Source organism: Pantoea sp. M_9 (assembly GCF_008631385.1).
Taxonomy (GTDB): domain Bacteria; phylum Pseudomonadota; class Gammaproteobacteria; order Enterobacterales; family Enterobacteriaceae; genus Pantoea; species Pantoea eucrina.
The window spans coordinates 1-22,043 of sequence record NZ_VWUF01000003.1 but is presented as its reverse complement, the minus strand read 5'-3'; the positions used below and the strand labels follow the sequence as shown (position 1 = coordinate 22,043).

The 22,043-nt window shown below is 56.5% G+C and carries 24 protein-coding genes and 1 pseudogene; 12 read left to right on the top strand and 13 right to left on the bottom strand.

Annotated features, from left to right (window positions below; translation table 11 throughout):
- Nucleotides 1–70 precede the first annotated feature (70 nt).
- A complete protein-coding gene (gene poxB / locus F3I15_RS06940) occupies nucleotides 71–1,792 on the top strand; it encodes a ubiquinone-dependent pyruvate dehydrogenase (RefSeq protein ID WP_150017463.1) in 1,722 nt (573 codons plus the stop codon).
- A 67-nt stretch (nucleotides 1,793–1,859) separates the two neighbouring features.
- A complete protein-coding gene (gene ltaE / locus F3I15_RS06935; RefSeq protein WP_150017233.1) occupies nucleotides 1,860–2,867 on the top strand; it encodes a low-specificity L-threonine aldolase in 1,008 nt (335 codons plus the stop codon).
- Nucleotides 2,868–2,870: 3 nt separating this feature from the next.
- On the opposite strand, the gene F3I15_RS06930 is transcribed toward ltaE, so the two are convergent.
- Nucleotides 2,871–3,695: an N-acetylmuramoyl-L-alanine amidase gene (locus F3I15_RS06930; RefSeq protein ID WP_150017232.1), complete on the bottom strand. Its 825-nt coding sequence runs from the start codon at nucleotides 3,693–3,695 to the stop codon at nucleotides 2,871–2,873.
- Nucleotides 3,695–4,015 (bottom strand): heavy metal-binding domain-containing protein, encoded by a 321-nt coding sequence (locus tag F3I15_RS06925; protein ID WP_039383506.1) that lies wholly within the window; start codon nucleotides 4,013–4,015, stop codon nucleotides 3,695–3,697. The genes F3I15_RS06930 and F3I15_RS06925 overlap by 1 nt, the downstream gene beginning before the upstream one ends.
- 109 nt (nucleotides 4,016–4,124) lie before the next feature.
- Here F3I15_RS06925 and F3I15_RS06920 point away from each other — a divergent pair, with 109 nt between their 5' ends.
- The 6 genes from F3I15_RS06920 (at nucleotide 4,125) to F3I15_RS06895 (ending at nucleotide 8,649) form a co-directional block, all read left to right on the top strand.
- Nucleotides 4,125–4,664 (top strand): lipoprotein, encoded by a 540-nt coding sequence (locus F3I15_RS06920; protein ID WP_150017231.1) that lies wholly within the window; start codon nucleotides 4,125–4,127, stop codon nucleotides 4,662–4,664.
- A gap of 235 nt (nucleotides 4,665–4,899) precedes the next feature.
- Nucleotides 4,900–5,628 (top strand): arginine ABC transporter ATP-binding protein ArtP, encoded by a 729-nt coding sequence (gene artP / locus F3I15_RS06915; protein WP_039383501.1) that lies wholly within the window; start codon nucleotides 4,900–4,902, stop codon nucleotides 5,626–5,628.
- 15 nt (nucleotides 5,629–5,643) lie between these two features.
- The gene (artJ, locus tag F3I15_RS06910; RefSeq protein WP_071668670.1) at nucleotides 5,644–6,375 is read left to right on the top strand and encodes an arginine ABC transporter substrate-binding protein; all 732 of its coding nucleotides are present in this window, start codon (nucleotides 5,644–5,646) and stop codon (nucleotides 6,373–6,375) included.
- Nucleotides 6,376–6,381: 6 nt separating this feature from the next.
- Nucleotides 6,382–7,095: an arginine ABC transporter permease ArtQ gene (gene artQ / locus F3I15_RS06905; protein WP_071668669.1), complete on the top strand. Its 714-nt coding sequence runs from the start codon at nucleotides 6,382–6,384 to the stop codon at nucleotides 7,093–7,095.
- 3 nt (nucleotides 7,096–7,098) lie between these two features.
- The gene (gene artM, locus F3I15_RS06900) at nucleotides 7,099–7,767 is read left to right on the top strand and encodes an arginine ABC transporter permease ArtM (protein WP_150017230.1); all 669 of its coding nucleotides are present in this window, start codon (nucleotides 7,099–7,101) and stop codon (nucleotides 7,765–7,767) included.
- A 150-nt stretch (nucleotides 7,768–7,917) separates the two neighbouring features.
- Nucleotides 7,918–8,649: an arginine ABC transporter substrate-binding protein gene (locus tag F3I15_RS06895; RefSeq protein WP_150017229.1), complete on the top strand. Its 732-nt coding sequence runs from the start codon at nucleotides 7,918–7,920 to the stop codon at nucleotides 8,647–8,649.
- A gap of 24 nt (nucleotides 8,650–8,673) precedes the next feature.
- Here the strand turns inward: F3I15_RS06895 and rlmC are convergent, their stop codons facing one another.
- The 10 genes and pseudogenes from rlmC to F3I15_RS06845 all read right to left on the bottom strand — a co-directional run bounded on the left by rlmC (nucleotide 8,674) and on the right by F3I15_RS06845 (nucleotide 17,482).
- Nucleotides 8,674–9,816, bottom strand: a complete 1,143-nt coding sequence (gene rlmC / locus F3I15_RS06890) for a 23S rRNA (uracil(747)-C(5))-methyltransferase RlmC (RefSeq protein ID WP_150017228.1) — start codon at nucleotides 9,814–9,816, stop codon at nucleotides 8,674–8,676.
- A 41-nt stretch (nucleotides 9,817–9,857) separates the two neighbouring features.
- The gene (locus tag F3I15_RS06885; RefSeq protein WP_150017227.1) at nucleotides 9,858–10,322 is read right to left on the bottom strand and encodes a YbjO family protein; all 465 of its coding nucleotides are present in this window, start codon (nucleotides 10,320–10,322) and stop codon (nucleotides 9,858–9,860) included.
- A 66-nt stretch (nucleotides 10,323–10,388) separates the two neighbouring features.
- On the bottom strand, nucleotides 10,389–11,234 hold the full coding sequence (potI, locus tag F3I15_RS06880; RefSeq protein ID WP_071668666.1) for a putrescine ABC transporter permease PotI: 846 nt from the start codon (nucleotides 11,232–11,234) through the stop codon (nucleotides 10,389–10,391).
- Nucleotides 11,231–12,176: pseudogene (gene potH, locus F3I15_RS06875) on the bottom strand (putrescine ABC transporter permease PotH). The gene potI and the pseudogene potH overlap by 4 nt, the downstream one beginning before the upstream one ends.
- Before the next feature lie 9 nt (nucleotides 12,177–12,185).
- Nucleotides 12,186–13,319 carry a putrescine ABC transporter ATP-binding subunit PotG gene (potG, locus tag F3I15_RS06870; RefSeq protein ID WP_150017226.1) on the bottom strand — a complete coding sequence of 378 codons (1,134 nt, stop codon included), beginning with the start codon at nucleotides 13,317–13,319 and terminating at the stop codon, nucleotides 12,186–12,188.
- Between the two features lie 119 nt (nucleotides 13,320–13,438).
- Nucleotides 13,439–14,548, bottom strand: a complete 1,110-nt coding sequence (gene potF, locus F3I15_RS06865; protein ID WP_071668664.1) for a spermidine/putrescine ABC transporter substrate-binding protein PotF — start codon at nucleotides 14,546–14,548, stop codon at nucleotides 13,439–13,441.
- Nucleotides 14,549–15,008: 460 nt separating this feature from the next.
- Entirely contained in the window at nucleotides 15,009–15,488 is a 480-nt protein-coding gene (locus tag F3I15_RS06860) for a YbjN domain-containing protein (protein ID WP_150017225.1), read from the bottom strand.
- Between the two features lie 87 nt (nucleotides 15,489–15,575).
- A complete protein-coding gene (rimK, locus tag F3I15_RS06855; protein WP_150017224.1) occupies nucleotides 15,576–16,478 on the bottom strand; it encodes a 30S ribosomal protein S6--L-glutamate ligase in 903 nt (300 codons plus the stop codon).
- Nucleotides 16,479–16,495: 17 nt separating this feature from the next.
- Nucleotides 16,496–17,218, bottom strand: a complete 723-nt coding sequence (nfsA, locus tag F3I15_RS06850) for an oxygen-insensitive NADPH nitroreductase (protein ID WP_150017223.1) — start codon at nucleotides 17,216–17,218, stop codon at nucleotides 16,496–16,498.
- 12 nt (nucleotides 17,219–17,230) lie between these two features.
- Complete coding sequence (locus tag F3I15_RS06845; RefSeq protein WP_150017222.1) at nucleotides 17,231–17,482, bottom strand: DUF1418 family protein; 252 nt, start codon at nucleotides 17,480–17,482, stop codon at nucleotides 17,231–17,233.
- A gap of 196 nt (nucleotides 17,483–17,678) precedes the next feature.
- On the opposite strand from F3I15_RS06845, the gene F3I15_RS06840 reads away from it, so the two are divergent.
- Nucleotides 17,679–17,942: a GrxA family glutaredoxin gene (locus F3I15_RS06840; protein WP_039383469.1), complete on the top strand. Its 264-nt coding sequence runs from the start codon at nucleotides 17,679–17,681 to the stop codon at nucleotides 17,940–17,942.
- A 27-nt stretch (nucleotides 17,943–17,969) separates the two neighbouring features.
- Here F3I15_RS06840 and ybjM read toward each other — a convergent pair whose 3' ends face one another.
- Nucleotides 17,970–18,338 (bottom strand): inner membrane protein YbjM, encoded by a 369-nt coding sequence (ybjM, locus tag F3I15_RS06835; protein ID WP_150017221.1) that lies wholly within the window; start codon nucleotides 18,336–18,338, stop codon nucleotides 17,970–17,972.
- A gap of 251 nt (nucleotides 18,339–18,589) precedes the next feature.
- Here ybjM and F3I15_RS06830 point away from each other — a divergent pair, with 251 nt between their 5' ends.
- The 3 genes from F3I15_RS06830 (at nucleotide 18,590) to ybjG (ending at nucleotide 21,826) form a co-directional block, all read left to right on the top strand.
- A complete protein-coding gene (locus F3I15_RS06830; protein ID WP_150017220.1) occupies nucleotides 18,590–20,278 on the top strand; it encodes an aspartate:alanine antiporter in 1,689 nt (562 codons plus the stop codon).
- A gap of 200 nt (nucleotides 20,279–20,478) precedes the next feature.
- Nucleotides 20,479–21,234, top strand: a complete 756-nt coding sequence (locus F3I15_RS06825) for a phosphatase PAP2 family protein (RefSeq protein ID WP_150017219.1) — start codon at nucleotides 20,479–20,481, stop codon at nucleotides 21,232–21,234.
- The gene (gene ybjG / locus F3I15_RS06820; RefSeq protein ID WP_150017218.1) at nucleotides 21,221–21,826 is read left to right on the top strand and encodes an undecaprenyl-diphosphate phosphatase; all 606 of its coding nucleotides are present in this window, start codon (nucleotides 21,221–21,223) and stop codon (nucleotides 21,824–21,826) included. Before F3I15_RS06825 ends, ybjG begins: the two co-directional genes overlap by 14 nt.
- The last annotated feature ends 217 nt before the right edge of the window (nucleotides 21,827–22,043 follow it).

Sequence of the window (22,043 nt, the reverse complement as noted above, 5' to 3'; positions counted from 1 at the left end):
CGTCTACGCTTTCTGACTGACAGATTTTTGCCATCAGCATAGATGGCACCCCATCAGAAAGGAGCAAATGATGAAACAAACTGTGGCCGCCCTGCTGGCGCAAACGCTGGAGAGCGCAGGCGTAAAACGTATCTGGGGCGTAACCGGTGATTCGCTTAACGGCCTGAGTGACAGCCTGAATCGCATGGGTACGATTGAATGGATGCCAACGCGACATGAAGAGGTGGCCGCGTTTGCCGCCGGTGCAGAAGCGCAAATCAGCGGCGAGCTGGCGGTCTGCGCCGGCTCCTGCGGTCCCGGTAACCTGCACCTGATTAACGGGCTATTTGACTGCCATCGTAACAATGTGCCGGTGCTGGCGATTGCCGCGCATATTCCTTCCAGCGAAATTGGCAGCGGCTATTTTCAGGAGACGCATCCGCAGGAGCTGTTTCGTGAATGCAGCCACTACTGTGAGCTGGTCTCTAATCCGGAGCAGCTGCCGCAGGTTCTGGGCATCGCCATGCGCAAAGCGATCCTCAACCGCGGGGTCTCTGTAATTGTTTTGCCGGGTGACGTGGCGCTGCAGTCCGCCCCGAAAAGTGCGCGCAGCGAATGGTATCCGCCGCAGCTGCCGCAGGTCGTGCCGGCCGCGGCGGAGCTCGCTGCCCTGGCGGAAACACTTAACGGCGCGGGCAATATTACGCTGATGTGCGGCAGCGGCTGCGCCGGTGCCCATGCTGAAGTTGTCGCCCTGGCAGAACGGCTTAAGGCGCCGGTAGTGCATGCGCTGCGTGGCAAAGAACATATTGAATATGACAACCCGTATGATGTTGGCATGACCGGGCTGATTGGTTTCTCTTCCGGCTATCACGCCATGATGAATGCCGACACCCTGATCCTGCTCGGCACGAAATTCCCCTATCGTGCCTTCTACCCCGCCAGCGCACGCATCATTCAGATTGATATCAATCCCGGCAGCCTGGGCGCGCACAGCCATGTCGATATGCCACTGGTGGGTGACGTTAAAGCCACTATCCAGGCGCTGCTGCCGCAGCTTGAGAGGCATGACGATCGCCATCATCTCGATCGTGCACTGGAGCACTACGCTGACGCCCGCAAGAGCCTTGACGATCTGGCAACCGCAAACGACAACCAGGCGATCCATCCCCAGTATCTGGCACAGCAGATCAGCCGCCACGCCGCTGACGACGCCATTTTTACCTGCGATGTCGGCACGCCCACCGTCTGGGCGGCGCGCTATCTGCAGATGAACGGCAAACGGCGCCTGCTGGGCTCGTTTAATCACGGCTCCATGGCCAATGCGATGCCGCAGGCGCTGGGTGCGCAGGCTATCGACAGAGAGCGTCAGGTTGTGGCGCTGTGCGGCGACGGTGGCTTCAGTATGCTGATGGGAGACTTTATCTCGGTAGCGCAGCTGAAACTGCCGGTGAAGCTGGTGATTTTTAACAACAGCGTGCTGGGCTTTGTGGCAATGGAGATGAAAGCGGGCGGTTATCTTACTGACGGCACCGACCTGGAAAATCCTGATTTTGCTGCGATTGCCACCGCCTGCGGCATCAAAGGTATCCGGGTTGAAAAAGCGTCAGATCTTAATGCGGCGCTGGAACAGGCTTTTGCGCATGATGGTCCGGTCCTGGTGGATGTGCATACGGCTAAAGAGGAGCTGTCGATGCCGCCGCAAATCAAAGCGGAGCAGGCAAAAGGCTTCAGTCTCTATATGCTGCGCGCCATCCTTAACGGACGCGGCAATGAGATCACCGAGCTGGCGAAAACCAACTGGCTGCGGTAAAACAAAGCTCCTGCCGGACAGGCAATAATGCGGGCGAACAGCCCGCTTTTTCTTTCAGGAGAGCCACGTGATCGATTTGCGCAGTGATACCGTAACCCGCCCGAGTGCGGCGATGCTGGACGCCATGATGAACGCCGCCACCGGAGATGACGTCTATCGTGACGATCCCACGGTCAATGCACTGGAAGCCGAAGCGGCGGCGATAAGCGGCAAAGCGGCCGCGCTGTTTTTTCCTACCGGCACTCAGGCTAATCTGGTGGCGCTGCTGTGCCACTGCCAGCGCGGCGATGAATATATCGTTGGCCAGCAGGCGCACAACTATAAATATGAAGCGGGGGGCGCGGCGGTGCTGGGCAGTATTCAGCCTCAGCCAATCCTTGCTGCCGAGGATGGCACCCTGCCGCTGGAAGACGTTGCCGCTGCGATTAAGCCGGACGATATTCATTTTGCCCGTACCCGCCTGCTGAGTCTGGAAAATACCCATCACGGCAGAGTCCTGCCGCTCAGCTATCTGGAGCAGGCGTGGCACTTTACCCGCGAACGCGGGCTGGCGCTGCATATTGATGGCGCACGTATCTTTAATGCCGTGGTGGCACAGCAGGTGACGCTGGCAGAAATTGCACGCTACTGCGATTCACTGACTATCTGCCTCTCAAAGGGGCTGGGCACGCCGGTAGGCTCGCTGCTGTGCGGCGACAGCGCTTATATCGGGCAGGCGCGGCGCTGGCGTAAAATGACCGGTGGCGGTATGCGCCAGGCGGGCATTCTGGCGGCGGCCGGACGCTATGCACTACAGCACAACGTGACCCGGCTGCAGGAGGATCATGATAACGCCGCGTGGCTGGCAGAGCAGCTGCGCACGCTGGGTGTGGAGGTGATAAGCCAGCAGACAAACATGCTGTTTGTGCAGGTTCCGCCAGAGCAGACAGAAGCGCTGCAGCGCTGGATGCACGCCGCCGGTATTCTTATCAGCGTGGGCACCCGGACGCGCATGGTGACCCATCTGGATGTGTCCCGCGCCGATCTGCAGCAGGTCGTCGCACGCTGGCAGGCGTTTCTGCAGTCAGCGGGCTGACCGCTAGCGCGCCGCGCCATACTGTGCCAGCAGCGCCCGGGCTATCGCCAGCGTCTCTGCGTCAGCAACACCCCGGTAGTCGCGCGGGCGGAAGTGCATCTGAAAAGCCGCAATCAGCCGGCGCTGCATCTCAGGCGTTGTCGCGCCCGCCACGTCATAGCCATACTGCTGCAGCGCTGCCAGCAGCGGCTGCGGATCCACAACGGCGCTGGCAGACTGGCCCGCCAGATAGCGTGCCACAACAGCCGGATCGGGCCAGGCGCCACTGCCCTGCGCGGCCAGCTGCTGCCAGGGAAAGAGCGGGCCGGGGTCCTGCTTGCGCTGCGGCGCGATATCGCTGTGGCCCACTATATTTTCGGGCGTAATACCATAACGCTGCTGCAGATCGCGCAGCAGCGCCGCCAGTACGGCGATTTGTTCGGCTGTATAAGGCTGCCACCTTAGCCCGGTCAGCGTACGCTGATAGCCTGCATTGACTATCTCAATTCCTACCGACGTGTCATTAATCCGGGTTGCACCGCGCCAGAAACTCGGTCCGGCATGCCAGGCAAGCTGCTGCTCCGGCACCAGCTGCCAGACCACTCCCCTGCCCGCTCTCTGCGGCGGCTGGCGCGGGATCAGATAGTGTGCGCTGACCTGCCGATCGGTCAGGGTTGCCAGCGAGGAGGAGAAATCGTCCGCGGTGTAGTGGATCACCACAACTTTAATGCGCGGTCGTGCCCCCTGCGCCGGATGGGTGGTATCGGCCCAGTAACCCTGACGCGCTTCCATTGGGGAGTGACAGGCGCTGAGCAGCAGCGCCATCGCTGTAACCAGCAGTAAACGCATTAGCGCACGATAACGGCGGTGCCGGAGACGCTCACCATCAGCATACTGCTGTCTTTACCCACGGTTTCGTAATCGATATCGATACCGACTACCGCGTTAGCACCCAGTGCTTTTGCCTGATCGCCCAGCTCCTTAAACGCAATCTCACGCGCCTTGCGCAGCTCTTTTTCATAGGCGCCCGAGCGGCCCCCTACGATATCGCGAATACCGGCAAAGAAATCGCGAAATATATTGGCGCCCAAAATCGCCTCGCCGGTTACAACGCCGCAGTATTCGGTAATGCTGTGGCCTTCCAGAGTTGGTGTCGTCGAAAATTTCATGGTTATCTCCTGAAGATGTCGATGGAACCCGCACGCATGGTGCTGAAAAAGCACGACTATACTCTATGCTAAAACCCATGCTTTGCCACAGAACAATAAGGAACCGGAGATGAGAATCAAAGCCCTTGCACTGCTGGCATCAGCAGCAACGCTGCTGAGCGCCTGTACCACCGTAGAGCCGGTTATCAGGGATAATGGCCCGCGCAGTGCGTCCTGTATCGATGGCGGGCCGGATAGCGTGGCGCAACAGTTTTATGATTTACGCGTGAAGGCTCCCTCAGCAGGCCTGCCTGACCCTGCGCTTCTGGCCAGATATCGCCCTTATCTGAGCGATCATCTTTATCAGACGCTGCTGCAGGCGCGGGAAAAACGCAATCAGCCGGCAGAGTGGCGTCAGGGCGATCTCTTTTCCAGCCTGGCGCAGGGGCCGGCCGCCGCTGAGGTTGACAGCGCCTCTTCAATCCCCAACCGCGATGCGCGAAATATCCCGCTACGCGTGACGCTAACGCGCGGAGATAAACAGTGGCGCGATGAGGTGCTGATGATCCGCGAAGGCGAATGCTGGGTGGTGCAGGATGTGCGCTATATGGCGGCGTGGCCCCACGCCGGTGGCGGTTCACTCAGCCAGCTGCTGGAGCAGAAAAAATAGCGCATTTTTTTGTTATCCCGTTCACACATTAGGGTGCCGCATCGGTAGAGAACCCCTGACCGGTGTTAACGTCGGACGTGGAAGTCGCGCAAACCACGCCTGACGCAGGCTGCACAATTTTCTACTGCACCGGAGCGGGTAAGCGCTGTTTAATAAATTTTAAGTCACCCGATTTGCATAACTATGCCGGGAACGTTAAGATTTGCGGCACTATTTGCTCTCTATATTTCCGCGCATGAGTATTCAATTAAACGCTATTAACTGCTTTTACGGTGCCCATCAGGCGCTGTCTGACATCAACCTGGAGTGTCCGCAGGGAGAGACGCTGGTGCTGCTTGGTCCCAGCGGTGCCGGTAAGAGCTCACTCCTGCGCGTACTCAATCTGCTGGAGCTGCCGCGTTCTGGTACGCTGCAGATTGCCGGTAACCAGTTTGACTTTACCAAAACGCCTGCTGACAGCGCGATTCGCGAGCTGCGCCAGAACGTCGGCATGGTATTCCAGCAATATAACCTCTGGCCCCACCTGACGGTTATGCAAAACCTTACTGAGGCTCCCTGCCGGGTGCTGGGCCTGACAAAAGAGGCGGCGCGCGCACGCGCCGATAAGCTGCTGGAGCGCCTGCGCCTGACACCTTATGCCGATCGTTTTCCGCTGCACCTCTCCGGTGGTCAGCAGCAGCGCGTGGCGATTGCCCGCGCGCTGATGATGGAGCCGCAGGTGCTGCTGTTTGATGAGCCCACCGCCGCGCTCGATCCGGAAATTACCGCGCAGATCGTAACGATTATTCGTGAACTGGCACAGACGCAGATCACGCAGGTTATTGTGACCCACGAGGTAGAAGTGGCGCGCAAAACCGCCAGCCGCGTGGTCTATATGGAGAATGGTCACATCATTGAACAGGGTGATGCCAGCCGCTTTACACAGCCGCAAACCGATGCGTTTGCACACTATCTCTCGCACTAAGTCAGGATGCTAATAATGAAAAAAGTTGTACTTGCTGCCCTGCTCACCACGCTGAGCCTGAGCGCTTCTGCTGCACAGACGCTGCGTTTCGCTACCGAAGCCTCTTATCCGCCGTTTGAATTCGTTGACGCTGAAAATAAAATTCAGGGGTTCGATGTTGATCTCGCTAACGCACTCTGCAAAGAGATGGATGCGACCTGCACCTTTACTAATCAGGCGTTCGACAGCCTGATCCCGAGCCTGAAATTCCGCCGTTTTGACGCGGTAATGGCCGGCATGGACATCACGCCAGAACGTGAAAAGCAGGTGCTGTTCAGCAAGCCTTACTACGATAACTCTGCCACCTTTATTGCGCAGAAAGGCAAACTGGCTGATGTTGCCGCCCTTAAAGGCAAGCGCGTCGGCGTACAGAACGGCACTACTCACCAGAAGTTCCTGACTGACAAGCATAGCGATATTACTATCGTGCCTTACGACAGCTATCAAAACGCCGTACTGGATCTGAAAAATGGCCGCATCGATGCCGTCTTTGGTGATACCGCCGTGGTTAATGAGTGGCTGAAGCAGAACGCAACGCTGGCACCGCTGGGTGAAAAGGTCACGGATAAAGATTACTTCGGCACCGGCCTGGGCATCGCCGTGCGTCAGGGCAACGCTGAACTGCAGGGTAAGTTCAACGCGGCACTGGATAAGATCAAAGCTGACGGCACCTACAAGACTATCTACAGCAAATGGTTCCAGCAGTAATCTCTGATGAATGAAATGATCTCTCTTGCAAGCGCCGCCGGGATAACCGTCGGCCTTGCTGTTTGTGCGCTGATCGCCGGCCTTGTGCTGGCGATGCTGTTTGCTGGCTGGGAGTCGCTGCGCATAAAACCGCTGGCGTGGGTCGGCACCGTGCTGGTCACGCTGATCCGCGGTCTGCCGGAAATCCTGGTCGTCCTTTTTATCTATTTTGGTGCCTCACAGCTGCTGCTGACGCTCTCTGACGGTTTCAGCCTTAATCTGGGCCTGGTAACCATTCCGGTGCAGCTGCAGATTGAGAACTTTGATGTCAGCCCGTTTCTCTGCGGGGTGATTGCGCTGGCTATGCTCTATTCCGCCTATGCGTCACAGACGCTGCGCGGCGCGCTGAAGGCGGTACCGGCAGGCCAGTGGGAATCAGGTCAGGCGCTGGGGATGAAAAAATCCGCCATCTTTTTCCGTCTGATTATGCCGCAAATGTGGCGACATGCGCTGCCGGGCCTCGGCAACCAGTGGCTGGTGCTGCTGAAAGATACGGCGCTGGTGTCGCTGATCAGCGTTAACGACCTGATGCTGCAGACGAAAAGTATCGCTACGCGTACGCAGGAGCCGTTTACCTGGTATCTGGTGGCTGCCGCTATCTATCTGTTAATTACGCTGTTCAGTCAGGCGATTTTACGCCGCATTGAATTACGCACCACGCGTTTTGAGCGGGGAGCCTGACGCATGCTCGACTATTTACCCGAACTGTTAAAAGGTCTGCATACCAGCTTAACGCTGACGCTGGCCTCACTGGCGGCCGCACTGCTGCTGTCGCTGCTCTGTACTGTCGTGCTGGCGCTGAAAGTCCCGGTCGCCAGCCTGCTGGTAAAAGGCTATATCACGCTGTTTACCGGTACTCCCCTGCTGGTGCAGATTTTCCTGATCTACTACGGGCCGGGCCAGTTCCCCTCCATCCAGAGTGTGCCCTGGCTCTGGCATCTGCTGTCGCAGCCCTGGCTGTGCGCGATGCTGGCGCTGTCGCTCAACAGCGCCGCCTACACCACCCAGCTATTTTATGGTGCGGTACGCGCAATTCCTGCGGGTCAGTGGCAGTCGTGCGCCGCGCTCGGCATGAACCGCAAAGATACGCTGCGTATTTTGCTGCCCTACGCGTTTAAGCGCGCCCTCTCCTCCTATTCCAATGAGGTGGTGCTGGTGTTTAAGAGCACCTCGCTGGCCTACACCATTACGCTGATGGAAGTGATGGGCCACGGTCAGATGCTTTACGGACGCACCTATGACGTAACGGTCTATGCGGCAGCGGGTCTGATCTATCTGGTGGTTAACGGCGCGCTGACGCTGCTGATGCGGCTGATAGAGAAACGCGCACTGGCATTTGAGCAGCGCAGCTGATCGCCATCGGAGCGGCTGCTTTTGCGCCATGCCGGCGTCAGAGCAGCCGCCCTTCGTAAAGCCTTACTTATCCAAAATAATTGCATAAAAATTCATTAAATGGCATTGTGTCATGCATTCCGCCTCTGGCTTGCTTATGAGAATGACATAATGAAAAAATGGATTATCGCCGCAGCGCTCGCTGCGATTACTGTGAATGCTTATGCAGCTGAAAAAATACGTTTTGCCGTTTCCGCTACCTATCCGCCGTTTGAATCACTGGATCACGACAATCAGATTGTGGGCTTTGATATCGATCTGGCGAAAGCGCTCTGTGCGAAAATCAAAGCGGAGTGCACGTTCACAAATAATGCGTTTGACAGCCTGATCCCGTCGCTGAAGTTCCGCCGTTATGATGCGGTGATTTCCGGTATGGATATTACCGCCGAGCGCAGTAAGCAGGTCGATTTCAGCCAGCCTTACTATGCTAACTCCGCTATCGTCATTGCCCGTAAAGGAGAGTTCAGCGATTTCAGCCAGCTGAAAGGCAAGCGTATCGGCGTAGAGAACGGCACCACCCACCAGAAATATCTGACTGAAAAGCATCCGGACGTGGTAGCGGTCGCGTATGACAGCTATCAGAACGCGATTCTCGACCTGAAAAACGGCCGCCTCAATGGCGTATTTGGCGACAGCGCCGTGGTGAGTCAGTGGCTGAAAGCCAATGAGGATCTCGCTACCGTAGGCGAGCACGTGACCGATGCCGCTTACTTTGGCACCGGCCTGGGTATTGCCGTGCGTAAAGGTAACAGTGCCCTGCTGAATGAGTTTAATACCGCGCTGGCGGCTCTGAAAGCTGACGGCAGCTGGCAGCAAATTAACCAGAAGTGGTTCCCGGAGTAACTTCTCTTCTCAGCGCGTGCTGCGTTATGCAGCACGCGCCCGATCGTTGCGCGTCAGCAGGCATAACACTTCAAAATGGGCAGTGTGCGGGAACATATCAAACAGCTGCACTCTTTGTATGTTGTAATCACTAAGCCGGGCAATATCCTGCGCCAGGGTGGCAGGATTGCAGCTGGAGTAGAGAATAGAAGCCGGAGACATGCTGCTTAAATAGTCGCACAGCTCGCTGCCAATGCCGCGGCGCGGCGGATTAACCAGCACCAGCTGCGGTACGTCTTCCCGTGAGGTCGCGAAACGGGTGGAATCCAGAGCGGCAAAGCGCACCTTTTCCAGCCCCAGCTGCTGCGCGGATTGCTGCGCACAGGCTATCGCTTCAGCGCTGATCTCAATGCCTGTCAGCGTCATCTCCGGCGTGGCGCAGTGCAGACCAAATCCCCCCACGCCGCAAAAGAGATCCCACATGCTGGTTACGTTCAGCTCCGCTACCCAGTCGCGCGCGGTGGCGTAGAGCGCGGCCGCCACCTGCGGGTTGGTCTGGAAAAAGCTTTGCGGACGGATATAAAGCGGCACCTGATTAAAGCGTTCCGGCAGCGCCTGCTGGGCGGTCAGCGCAATCTCTTCCTCCCCCTCCAGAATTGCCATATGTACCGGCTGAATATTGGCAGAGATCACCTTTAGCTGCGGCAGCTGCTGCTGCAGCCACGGCAGTGCCGCCCGCAGCTGCGGCACCTTACTGGCTGAACGCAGCACAAAACGCAGCATCATGCCGCCCTCGCTGCTTTCTGTCAGCAGCAGAAACTTCAGCTCGCCGCGCCTGCGCGTCACGCTGTAAGGCGTAAGACCGGCACGAGCGATAAAAGGTTTGAGCAGCGCAAACACCGGCGCAAAGCTGGCGGGATAGAGCGGACAGGCGCAGAGATCGACCGGGTCGCCATCAGGCGCCACCAGACCAAAAACCGGGCGCTCCACGCTGCCGCTGACGACCATTTTGGCCTTATTGCGAAACCCCTGCTCTGCCGACGTCACCGGACGCCGCCATTCGCTGACCGGCATCGCTGCAAGCAGCTGAGCAAGCCGCGCCTGCTTATCGCTGACCTGCTGCAGATAGGGTTTCTCCAGCCACTGACATGAACGGCAGCGGCCAGCGTCATAAAGCGCGCAATGCATGGAACAACCTGTACTCGGAGAAAAAATGGGGGGCGATTGTATCACCGGGCGCGGAAAAATGCGCGGCTGCTGGCTGGCACAAAAAGCAGCAGTACAATCAGCACGTCCGGCAGTTTCTGCTGCAGCGTGTGGTGAATAATCTGCAGATTGTTTTCGCCCGAAATACTGAATATCTCCGGATAGATCCAGCCGACCGACGCCATCAGCATATACAACAGCACCACAACCTGGCTGAGCGTATAGCCCCAGCGTCCGCGATTGCTGCCGCGCATCAGGGTAAAAGCACAGCGCAGTTCAAACAGAAAAATCAGCTGGCTGGCGATAAATATCAGGGTAGAGTCCCAGGCCTGTGCGCTGCGGTGCACAAAGTTAGCCATCTCCTCATAGCCCAGCTCGCCAGCCATCATCATTACGCTGAGACAGCGGGTAATAATAATCGCAATACCGGCAATCGTTACCGGCACTGGCGTTGAGCTCAACACAGCGTTTTTCAGCGTTTCCGACATCACCCAGGCTCCATAAGAAAAGGCTGGCAACGCCAGCCTTGCTTATAGTGGCAAACTCACGGGATTTCAGCCACGTTTTGCTTTCTGAATATCACGCAAACGCTGTTTTTCTTCATGCGCCATAAAACGCCAGGCGATGAAACCGACCAGCCCCACCACAAACAGAATAATCGACGCCAGCGCGTTGATCTCCGGATTCACCCCGCGTCGTACCGTGGCGAAGATCGCCATCGGCAGCGTGGTCGCCCCCGGACCGGTAACAAAGCTGGCGATCACGAGGTCATCCAGCGACAGCGTAAAGGCCAGCAGCCAGCCGGTTACAATGGCGGGAGCAATCATCGGCACGGTGATCACAAAGAACACCTTCAGCGGCGTAGCGCCCAGATCCATGGCCGCCTCTTCGATAGAGCGATCCAGTTCGCGCAGGCGGGCGTTAATCACTACCGCAACATAAGCGGTACAGAATGTGACGTGCGCCAGCCAGATAGTCAGCATGCCGCGGTCGCCCGGCCAGCCCAGCGTGTTCGCCATCGCCACAAACAGCAGCAGCAGTGAAAGACCAGTAATCACGTCAGGCATAACCAGCGGTGCGGTCAGCATAAAGGCGAAACCGCTGTGACCGCGAAAGCGGCCAAAGCGCACAATAATCACCGCCGCCAGGGTACCCAGTATCACGGCCATGGTGGCTGAAAGCCCGGCAATGGTCAGGCTCAGCCCGACGGCATCGAGCATCGCCTCATCCTGAAACAGCACGCGATACCAGTGAAAAGAGAAACTCTCCCACACCGTGACCAGTTGCGAGCTGTTAAAGGAGTAGACCACCAGCAGCAGCATGGGCGCATAGAGAAACAGAAAGCAGAGCACCAGAATAGCGGTGCGCCACGGCGAGCGAATAACCGGCAGCTGATTCATGCTTTCTCTCCCGCAGCGCGATTTTGATGCTTGTGGAACCAGATAATCGGCAGGATCAGGATCAGCAGAATGGTTACCGCCAGCGCTGAGGCCACCGGCCAGTCGCGGTTATTAAAAAACTCCTGCCAGAGAATGCGGCCAATCATAATACTGTCCGGGCCGCCCAGCAGTTCCGGGATCACATACTCCCCCACCGCCGGTATGAACACCAGCATCGATCCGGCGATAATGCCGCCTTTGGTCAGCGGCACAATCACGCTGAAAAAGGTCTTCAGCGGACGCGCGCCTAAATCCAGCGACGCTTCCACCAGCGAATAGTCGATACGCGTCAGCGCGGTATAGATCGGCAGCACCATAAAGGGCAGATAGCAGTAAACAATACCGATATAGACCGCCGTATTGGTATAGAGAATCACCAGCGGATGATCGATAACGNAAAAAGCGATTCAGGATGCCGTTATTATTCAGTAACCCCATCCAGGCATAGACGCGCACCAGGAATGAGGTCCAGGAGGGCAGGATCACCAGCAGCAGCAGTATAGTGCGCATCGACGGCTTGCTGTGCGCGACCGCCCAGGCGAGCGGATAGGCGATAAGCAGGCAAATTACCGTGGAGATCGCCGCCACTTTTAGCGAGGTCAGGTAGGCTTCAGCGTAAAGCGGATCGTCAGTCAGCGTGAAATAGTTGCCGAGGTTCAGCACGACATTCAGCTGGTCATCTGCCCAGGTCACCAGGTCGGTGTAAGGCGGGATGGCGCGGGCGATATCGGCAAAGCTTATTTTAAGCACAATCAGAAACGGCAGCAGAAACAGCAAAATCAGCCACAGGTAAGGCAGCGCAATCACCAGCTTGCGTCCGTGCTGCATCTTCATACGGGTTGCCCAGCGCTGCAGTGGCGTGCCCGCCAGGACCGGCTGAGGTCGTGGAGAAATCTGACTCATAACCGCCTCCTAGACCGTCAGAACCACACAGCTGTCCGCATCCCAGCAGAGACGCACTTCATCTCCCCAGACCGGCGCACCTTTGCGAAAACGATGCGCGTTCTGCAGCTGCGCGCTGATCATCTGGCCACTGTGCAGGCGCACGTGGTAAATCGACAGATCGCCCAGATAGGCGATATGCGCCACCTCGCCCACGGCAAAGTTGCAGCCGTCAGCCGGTACCGTGTCGCACAGCATCACCTTCTCCGGGCGCAGCGCAATGTGGACCGGGACATTGTCGACAATGGAGACATCCGTCTGCACCTTCAGCGGATGCATCAGGCCGGGGCTATCAATCACCACGCCATCGTCACGCCGCTCGCGCAGCAGCCCCTCAAATACGTTTACCGAGCCGATAAACTCTGCGCTATAGCGGCTGGTAGGGTGCTCATAAATCTCTTCCGGCTCGCCAATCTGCACAAACTTACCGCGATTCATGATGGCAATACGCCCGGCCATGGTCATCGCCTCTTCCTGATCGTGCGTGACCATGACGCAGGTAGCCCCCACGCGCTCCAGAATATCCACCACCTCATGCTGCATGCGATCGCGCAGTTTTTTATCCAGTGCGCCCATCGGCTCATCCAGCAGCAGCAGTTTAGGCCGTTTTGCCAGGCTGCGGGCCAGCGCCACGCGCTGACGCTGCCCGCCTGAGAGCTGATGCGGTTTGCGGCTGGCGTACTCCTGCATATGCACCAGTGCCAGCATCTCCGCCACGCGGCTGGCGATTTCTGCTTTGGATAATTTATCCTGCTTCAGGCCAAAGGCGATGTTTTGCTCCACTGTCATATGCGGAAACAGCGCGTAGGACTGAAACATCATATTGATAGGGCGCTGATAGGGCGGCACGTGAGAGAGATCCTGACCATCCAGCACAATCTGGCCGCTGCTCGGGATCTCAAATCCCGCCAGCATGCGCAGCAGCGTCGATTTGCCGCAGCCAGATGCACCCAGCAGGGCAAAGATTTCACCTTTGTAGATAGTCAGGCTGACATCATCTACGGCGTGCTGACCCTCAAACGACTTGGTCAGGTTACGGATCTCCAGCAGCGGCGTTAATGCCTTTGCTGATTTACTCTGGGGACGGGAAATCGCGTCGTTCACTAACATTTCTCCGGCGCTAAGCGGGGTAGCGCGGCACAGCCAGCCGCTGGAATGGCACAGCAGAGGCCCGTACTGCGCCTCTGCTGTGATTACCGGTCAGGGATATCGTTCAAAACGAATCACTTACCACTTTTTACTTTAGTCCATGCGCGGGTGCGTGCGCGATCCAGTTTCGGATCCTGGACCTTGAGCACAAACAGCTTCGCCATCGCGTCCGGCGTCGGGAAGATGCCCGGATTGTTGCGGACATCGGCGTTAATCAGCGGCAGCGACGCTTTATTGCCGTTGGCATAATTGATTTTGTTGGATACCTCAGCGATCACTTTCGGCTCCATGATGTAGTTCAGCCACTGATAGGCAGCATCCATATTTTTCGCATCTTTCGGGATCGCCATCATATCAAAGAACGCCAGTGCGCCCTCCTTCGGCACGCTATAGCCCAGGTGAACGCCGTTGTTCGCTTTTTCAGCCCGATCTTTCGCCTGCAGAATATCGCCAGACCAGCCTATCGCCACGCAGGTGTTACCATTCGCCAGGTCGTTGATATATTGCGACGAGTGAAAATAGCGAATATTTGGCCGCAGCTTCATCAGCAGATCGGTCGCCGCCCCGGTGTAATCTTTGGCGTCAGCGCTGTTGGGATCTTTGCCAAGATAGTTCAGCACCGTGGCGAAGATCTCTTCCGGCGCGTCCAGGAAAGAGACACCGCAGCTTTTCAGTTTTTCGAGGTTTTCCGGTTTCAGTACCAGATCCCAGCTGTTAACCGGCGCGTCCGCACCAAGCGCGGCTTTGACTTTCTCAACGTTATAACCGATGCCGGTGGTGCCCCACAGATAAGGAATCGCGTATTTATTACCAGGATCGTGCTGTGCCACTTTGGCCATCAGGTCTGGATCGAGGTTTTTGTAGTTCGGCAGTTTACTTTTGTCGAGTTCCTGAAACACGCCCGACTGCAGCTGACGCGCCAGAAAACTGGATGAAGGCACCACAACATCATAGCCGGTGCTGCCCGCCATCAGTTTGCCTTCCAGCACTTCATTGGAGTCAAAGACGTCATACACAACTTTGATGCCGGTCTGTTTTTCAAAGTTGGGCACCGTATCGGCCGCAATATAATCGGACCAGTTATAGACGTGCAGCGTTTTATCCTCTGCCTGAGCAGCAACAGCCGATGCCATCACCACACCAGCCACTGCGGCTGGCAACCATTTTTTTGTCTGGTTGTTCATCTGTTATTTTCTCCTGAACGGGTCAATAAACGCTGCATACAGCCGATCCGATGATTTCCTGTCTGAAAATAGCCAGACATACAATGAATCACTCTTCAGCGGACGTTAAATAGTAAATACCTATAGCCAGTACTGAGGGGGTGAGTCAGCAACCTGCAAATGGGTAGCTATGCAGACGCGTAGCGGCGGACCTTCCCTGAAATCAGTATAGCGCTGCTGAGCGGAAGCCTGTCCGGCACAGCTTCGCAAGAATAGCCCCCCTGATCTCTGCGCACCAGACCCCAGCGTAAAAAACGCCTTTTTACGATATTTTATGCACTTTTGTGCTATGTGGTCTGGCAGTTACGGCATAAAGCATGACTAAAATCTGGCGGGAGCGGGCAAATAACAGAATAAAAAATGGCAGGAGAAAAGCAGAAAGAAAACTGCCGCAGTCTGCGGCAGTGAATATAAAGCGGAATTAGTGCAAAACCCCTGAACTGCTGACCCCGGAAGGACGCTCCTCCTCCTCACCCATCATCAGCAGGTGATTTGCAAAGGCTTCCATAATCACCATAGAACCCCCCTCTTCACTCTGTTTCATAAAGTGCGTGAACTGACTGAAGGTGATGCCGGCGGTAACACTCAGTGACTGACAGACAATCAGCTTGGGCAGATTATCATCCTGAATATCGATAAAAGCTTTGATGGTCAGCGAGCTGGCATTAATTTGCGACAGATCGCCGACCAGCGGAATAAGCGCTGTGGGTTTCACTTCAGCCAGCGCAGAAAACAGAATAACGTTATCCACCAGGTCAATTTTTGCGTCAAACACCCCGTCAAAATTCTGCATGTGCGGCAGATGTAATGCCTGGCAGGCATCACACTCGAACCAGGTGATATTTTGTTGATCCAGCCAGCGACGCAGCATGTCGATGTCAGGAACGACCAGTGAATCCATCGCTATTTCCTGTGGGGTGAATAAATAAGCGCCTTAGCTTACGGAAAAATGGGGTCAGATGCCACGAAAACCACCGGAAAACGCTATCTAGCCACCGGTTTTAGGACGATAGCCGGGGCAGGCGTGCTGCTCAATCCAGTCGATCATCATAGTGGCAATATCCAGGCCGGTGCAGCCCTCAATACCTTCCAGACCGGGTGAGGCGTTGACCTCCATAACCAGCGGACCGCGGCTGGCACGCAGAATATCGACGCCTGCCACGGCCAGCCCCAGCGTTGCCGCAGCTTTAATAGCGATGTCACGCTCCCGATCGCTGATAGTAACAGGATGCGCGGTGCCGCCACGATGCAGATTTGAGCGAAATTCCCCCTCTTTTGCCTCACGTTCGATGGCAGCCACCACGCGATCGCCAATAACCAGACAGCGAATATCACGGCCCCGCGCTTCTTTAATAAACTCCTGCACCAGAATATGCGCATGAAGACCGCGAAACGCATCAATCACGCTTTCGGCGGCCTGACGCGTCTCCGCCAGCACAACGCCAATCCCCTGGGTGCCTTCCACCAGCTTAACCACCAGCGGCGCCCCGCCCACCATACGGATCAGATCGCCGGTATCATCCGGCGAGGAAGCGATACCGGTCACTGGCATATCGATGCCCTCGCGCGCCAGCAGCTGCAGCGAGCGCAGCTTGTCGCGGGCGCGGGTGATCGCCACCGATTCATTGAGCGGATAGCTGCCAAGCAGCTCAAACTGGCGCAGCACCGCGGTGCCATAAAAAGTTGTGGCCGTGCCGATACGCGGGATCACCGCATCAAAATGACCGAGTATCTCACCCTGATAATGCACGGCCGGCAGCGCTGCGTTGATATTCATGTAGCAGGAGAGCGGATCGATCATCGCAATCTGATGCCCGCGAGCCTCAGCGGCTGCGCGCAGCCGCTGACTGGAGTAAAGCGTGCTGTCGCGGGTGAGAAGCGCCATTTTCATGCGGCCGTCCTCCTGACTTAACGCGTGGCCCAGCCCTGACTGTGCAGATAGTCGAGCATAAACGGACGCGTCTCTTTAACGATCAGGCGCTGGATGAGATCGCTCCAGGTTTCGGAGCGCTGGTTGCTGTCGCGCTGCTGATAGTACTCCGTGATTTGCTGGTCATACTCTGCCAGCACCTTTTCATCTACCTGATGATAGCTGTTTTCATGAACCAGCATCGCCTGCGGCATACGGGGTTTTACATCCGGCGAGGCTGACGGATAGCCGATACAGAAGCCAAACAGCGGCAGCACAAATTTTGGCAGCTCCAGCAGCGCGGTTACGTCCGCAATGTTATTGCGGATCCCGCCGATAAAAACGCCACCCAGCCCAAGCGACTCGGCGGCCACCATCGCATTTTGCGCCATCAGTGCAGTATCCACACAGCCCAGCAGCAGCTGTTCAGCCCGTCCCAGCTGAGCATCCGGGCAGATTTGCAGATGGCGGTTAAAATCGGCGCAGAAGACCCAAAACTCCGGCGCATCCGTTACCCATGACTGGCCGCCCGCCAGCTCCGCCAGCGCGCTGCGCTTTGCACGATCGGTGATGCGTACGATGGATGAGCACTGCAGAAAACTGGAGGTAGAAGCCGCCTGCGCTGCAGCAATAATCGCGCGGCGCTGAGCGTCATCAATACCCTGCTCAGTAAAAGCACGAATGGAACGGTGGCTGCATAGCAGATCGATTGTCGGCGTCATTATGTTCTCCGGTTATTTCCTGGTGTGAGTATGATCAAAAAGGTGCGGTGCCATGACTTTGGCGGTACGCCACATAATCAGCCATGCCGCAGGCAGCATCAGTGCAATGCCCAGCAAAAAAAGTAGCGTAGCCAGCGGCTTTTGCCCAATAGCGGCAGGCGCTGGCAGCCAGTTATTCATCAGCAAAAGCGCGCCGGTTACCGCGCAGGCGCCCAGCGCCTCAAGCAGCAACACGGGTTTTGGCAATTTTGCAAGGTTACGCATTGTGATACCTCTGCTGTTTGCGGGTCTGGTCCGGCGTATCGCTGCTGTCAGCATAGCCCGTCAGGGATAGCGCACATCCATCAGAGTAACAGGTATTTTCTGCTTCTCTTAAGCAGCATGAGCGGGCATGATGTGAACCATTATTCACGCTGTGCTGTGACTTTGCTCACAAAACAGCAGCGGAAGGAGAGAAGCAATGATTGCAGTAATTTTTGGCCGTTCAGGATGCCCTTATTGCGTACGCGCTAAAGAGTTAGCCGCTAAGCTGACCAGCGACCAGGATAGCTTCAACTACCAGTATGTTGATATTCAGGCAACCGGCATCACCAAAGCCGATCTGGAGGCGCGCGCCGGTAAACCGGTGACCACGGTGCCGCAGATTTTTATCGACGATCGGCATATCGGTGGTTACACCGAATTTGCTGCCTGGACCAAAGAGAATCTTGGTATAGAGGCATAAAAAAACGGGCCATACGGCCCGTTTTTTTTAATCGATGCGCATAGCCAGCATAATGCGCAGCAGACGAACCAGTAGCGCACCACATCCTGCCCAGAACAATGCACTCAGGCTCCAGGCCAGCCCCATCAGCGGCGTATGACTGATCTGCTCTGTCAGCATCACCCAGCTCATCCCCAGCAGCGTTCCCGCTATCGCTGACCACAGCGTTGACACCATCGGACTGGCGGGCTGCAGCAGCGCAATCGCCACGCCGGGTAATAAAAACAGCAGAAGTTCTGGCTGACCATGCCGCATATGGAGCGGCACGCTCCAGAAGTGGTGGGCAAAAATAAACACCAGCGTATAAAGCGTCGCGCCTGACGCGAATGCGGACCAGCGATGGCTGCGCTGCAACATAACAATCCTCAACGTTAACGTTAAAACAGAACTTTTAATGCCTGGCGCACATGCGTGGAAATAAATAGAAACAGCTACAAACAGAAAGAGTGAGCAATGCGGATAGCTGAAGCAAATAATAATGTTTAGAATAATGTCGCTTCAGAATCGGGTGAGACAGGAAGGCCAGCCCCGACGTTTACCGCTCTGATTAAGATAGCTAAAAATCCTCCTCCTATCAACCTGTTACACGTGAATAAGAAGTTAAAACTGTGAACATTAACGTCGCAGAATTGTTAAGCAAAAATGACGTTCTGTTATTATTTGTCGTATTAGCGCTCGGCCTCTGTCTGGGAAAACTGCGTCTTGGTTCCGTCCAGCTGGGAAATTCAATTGGTGTACTGGTTGTTTCTCTGATTTTAGGCCAGCAGCATTTTGCGATTAATACCGACGCCCTGAGCCTGGGCTTTATGCTGTTTATTTTTTGTGTCGGCGTAGAGGCAGGACCCAACTTCTTTTCTATCTTTTTCCGCGACGGTAAAAACTATTTTTTCTTAGCCATTGTGATGGTGGTCAGCGCGCTGCTGGTCGCACTCATTCTTGGCAATCTGTTTGGCTGGGATATTGGCCTCACGGCGGGCATGCTGGCAGGGTCAATGACCTCAACGCCGGTGCTGGTGGGTGCCGGTGATACGCTGCGGCAGAGCATCAGCGATCCGCGTCAGTTAAGTATGATGCAGGATAATCTGAGCCTCGGCTACGCCCTGACCTATCTGGTGGGGCTGGTCAGCCTGATTTTCGGCGCCCGCTATCTGCCCCGGTTGCAGCATCAGGATCTGCCCACCTGCGCCCAGCAAATCGCCCGCGAACGCGGTCTGGATGCTGACAGCCAGCGTAAGGTTTTCTTACCGGTGATCCGCGCCTATCGCGTCGGACCGGAGCTGGTCGCCTGGAGCGGCGGCAAAAATCTGCGCGAGCTGGGTATCCATCGCCAGACCGGCTGCTATATAGAACGTCTGCGGCGTAACGGTATTCTCGCCAGCCCGGACGGCGATGCCATGCTGCAACTGGGCGATGAGATCTCACTGGTAGGTTATCCTGACGCCCACGCCCGGCTCGATGCCAGCTTTCGCAATGGTAAAGAGGTGTTCGATCGCGATCTGCTCGATATGCGCATCGTCACCGAGGAGATTGTGGTCAAGAATCACAATGCGGTAAATAAGCGGCTCAGCCATCTTAAACTCACCGATCACGGCTGCTTTCTGAATCGGGTGATCCGCAGTCAGATTGAGATGCCGATTGATGACAGCATCATGCTCAATAAAGGCGATGTGCTGCAGGTCAGCGGTGAAGCGCGCCGTGTTAAAAGCCTGGCCGATCGCATCGGCTTTATCGCCATACACAGTCAGATAACTGACCTGCTCGCTTTCTGCGCCTTTTTTATCATCGGCCTGATGATAGGAATGATCACGTTTCAGTTTAGTAATTTCAGCTTCGGTATCGGCAACGCTGCCGGCCTGCTGTTTGCCGGGATCATGCTGGGCTTCCTGCGCGCCAACCACCCTACTTTTGGCTATATTCCGCAGGGTGCGCTGACCATGCTGAAAGAGTTCGGACTGATGGTCTTTATGGCTGGCGTCGGGCTTAGCGCCGGCAGTGGACTGCAGCACGGGCTCGGCAGTGCCGGCGCCCTGATGCTGCTGAGCGGGCTGCTGGTCAGTCTGGTGCCGGTGGTTATCTGCTATCTGTTTGGCGCTTACGTGCTGCGCATGAACCGCGCGCTGCTGTTTGGTGCCATCATGGGCGCACGCACCTGTGCACCAGCCATGGAGATTATCAGCGACACCGCACGCAGTAATATCCCGGCGCTGGGGTATGCCGGTACTTATGCGATTGCCAATGTGCTGCTGACGCTGGCCGGTACGCTGATCGTGATTATCTGGCCGGTGCTGGCGGGGTAAATTATTTTTGTCTGCCGGGAACCTTTACCGGCCGCCAGCGTCTGAATAAGTGCCACTGCTTTTCTTTGAAATCCCCGGATTGAGGAGCCCGCCAGTCTTATTGACTGACGGGTTTTTTTATATCTGACGCGGGTGCCTTAAGGTTGCGCTAAGCGAATCGCGCCATGCTGTGATCCTGACTTTTTTAACGATCACTCTTCATGCAACTGTCATCAAAGTTAAACACTTCCACAACCTGCTACCGGAATCGGAGCGGGACTATTTATTCTTTGTCACGCCGCTTCTACGCTATCAACCTCATTTTACTGGCAATTCTGGCAGCCCTGTTTATTTACTTATCACGTAATGAGCAGCTTGACATCGCTATCAGCCAGTACTGGTTTGATCCGCTTACGCAGCGCTTTCCCTGGCAACATAGCCGCTGGCTGGATGTTATTAATCATCGTCTTGCCAAGGATGCGATCATTGCCGGAGCCGTACTGCTGCTGTTTCAGGGTATACGCGCCCGCCATGCGCGGCAGATGCTGGTTGCGCTGCTTTTTGGTCTCGGTCCGCTGGTGGTGGGAATAGTCAAAGCGCACAGCGCGCACTCCTGCCCCTGGGATCTGGCGATGTTTGGCGGCAAGGCGCTCTCTTTCCCGTTGCTGGGCAGTGTACCCGCCGGCAGCGGACCCGGCGGCTGCTTTCCGGGCGGACATGCATCGAGTGGCTTTGCGGTGATGGCGCTGTTTTTTCTCTGGTGGCCGGAGCGTCCACGCCGCGCCCTGCTGGCGCTGTTTGCCGGTGTCGCCCTGGGTTTACTGATGGGTTTTGGTCAGGTAATGCGCGGTGCGCACTTTTTTTCGCACAATTTATGGGCCGGCTGGTGGGTCTGGCTGGCACAGCTGCTGACAGTGGCCGGTATATCTTTTTGGGTTAACAAAACGAGGATAGCTAAACGGGATGGAAGCGATTAACCACACCCTTTTTTTATGGATCAATGCCACACCGGCATCACCGGCCTGGCTGCTAAATCTGGCAACCTTTATCGCTAAAGATCTTATTGCGATTGTACCGCTGCTGATTGTGGCTCTCTGGCTGTGGGGACCGCGTGAGCAGGTTCAGTCTCAGCGCGCTCTGGTACTGAAGACCGGAATGGCGCTGATCTATGCGCTGCTGATCTCCTGGTGTACCGGCCAGCTGCTGCCCCACCCGCGCCCCTTCGCTATTGGCCTGGGACACCAGTTTCTGATGCACGCCGCAGATGACTCCTATCCGAGCGATCACGGCACAACTATTTTTACTTTTGCCCTCGCCTTTATTTTCTGGCACCGGCTCTGGTCCGGCATCCTGCTGCTGGCTATCGGCAGCGCTATCGCCTGGTCGCGCGTCTATCTGGGCGTGCACTGGCCGCTGGATATGATCGGCGGATTCCTGGTCGGTATGCTGGGCTGCCTGGCCTCGCAGATGGCATGGCAGCTCTATGGCGATCGCCTGCTGGCGCTGACGCATCAGGTTTATCGCGTGCTGTTTGCAATGCCGATTCGTAAAGGCTGGATCAGGGATTAGGATCGCTGAGCAGCGCGGGGCTGGGCGCTGAGCAGCGCGGGGCTGGTTGCGGCAGCACGCGGCAGCGGAGGGGTTCCGCCCGCCAGGCTTCCGGCAGTTTCAGCGGCATTTCCGCACGCGGACGGGCTAAGGGGCGGGTGGGCGCGCCCCTTAGCAATCCGCGCCCCGCGCCGTCCTCGCGAATTCCCGGACTTATCCCTCCGGCCTTAACGGACCG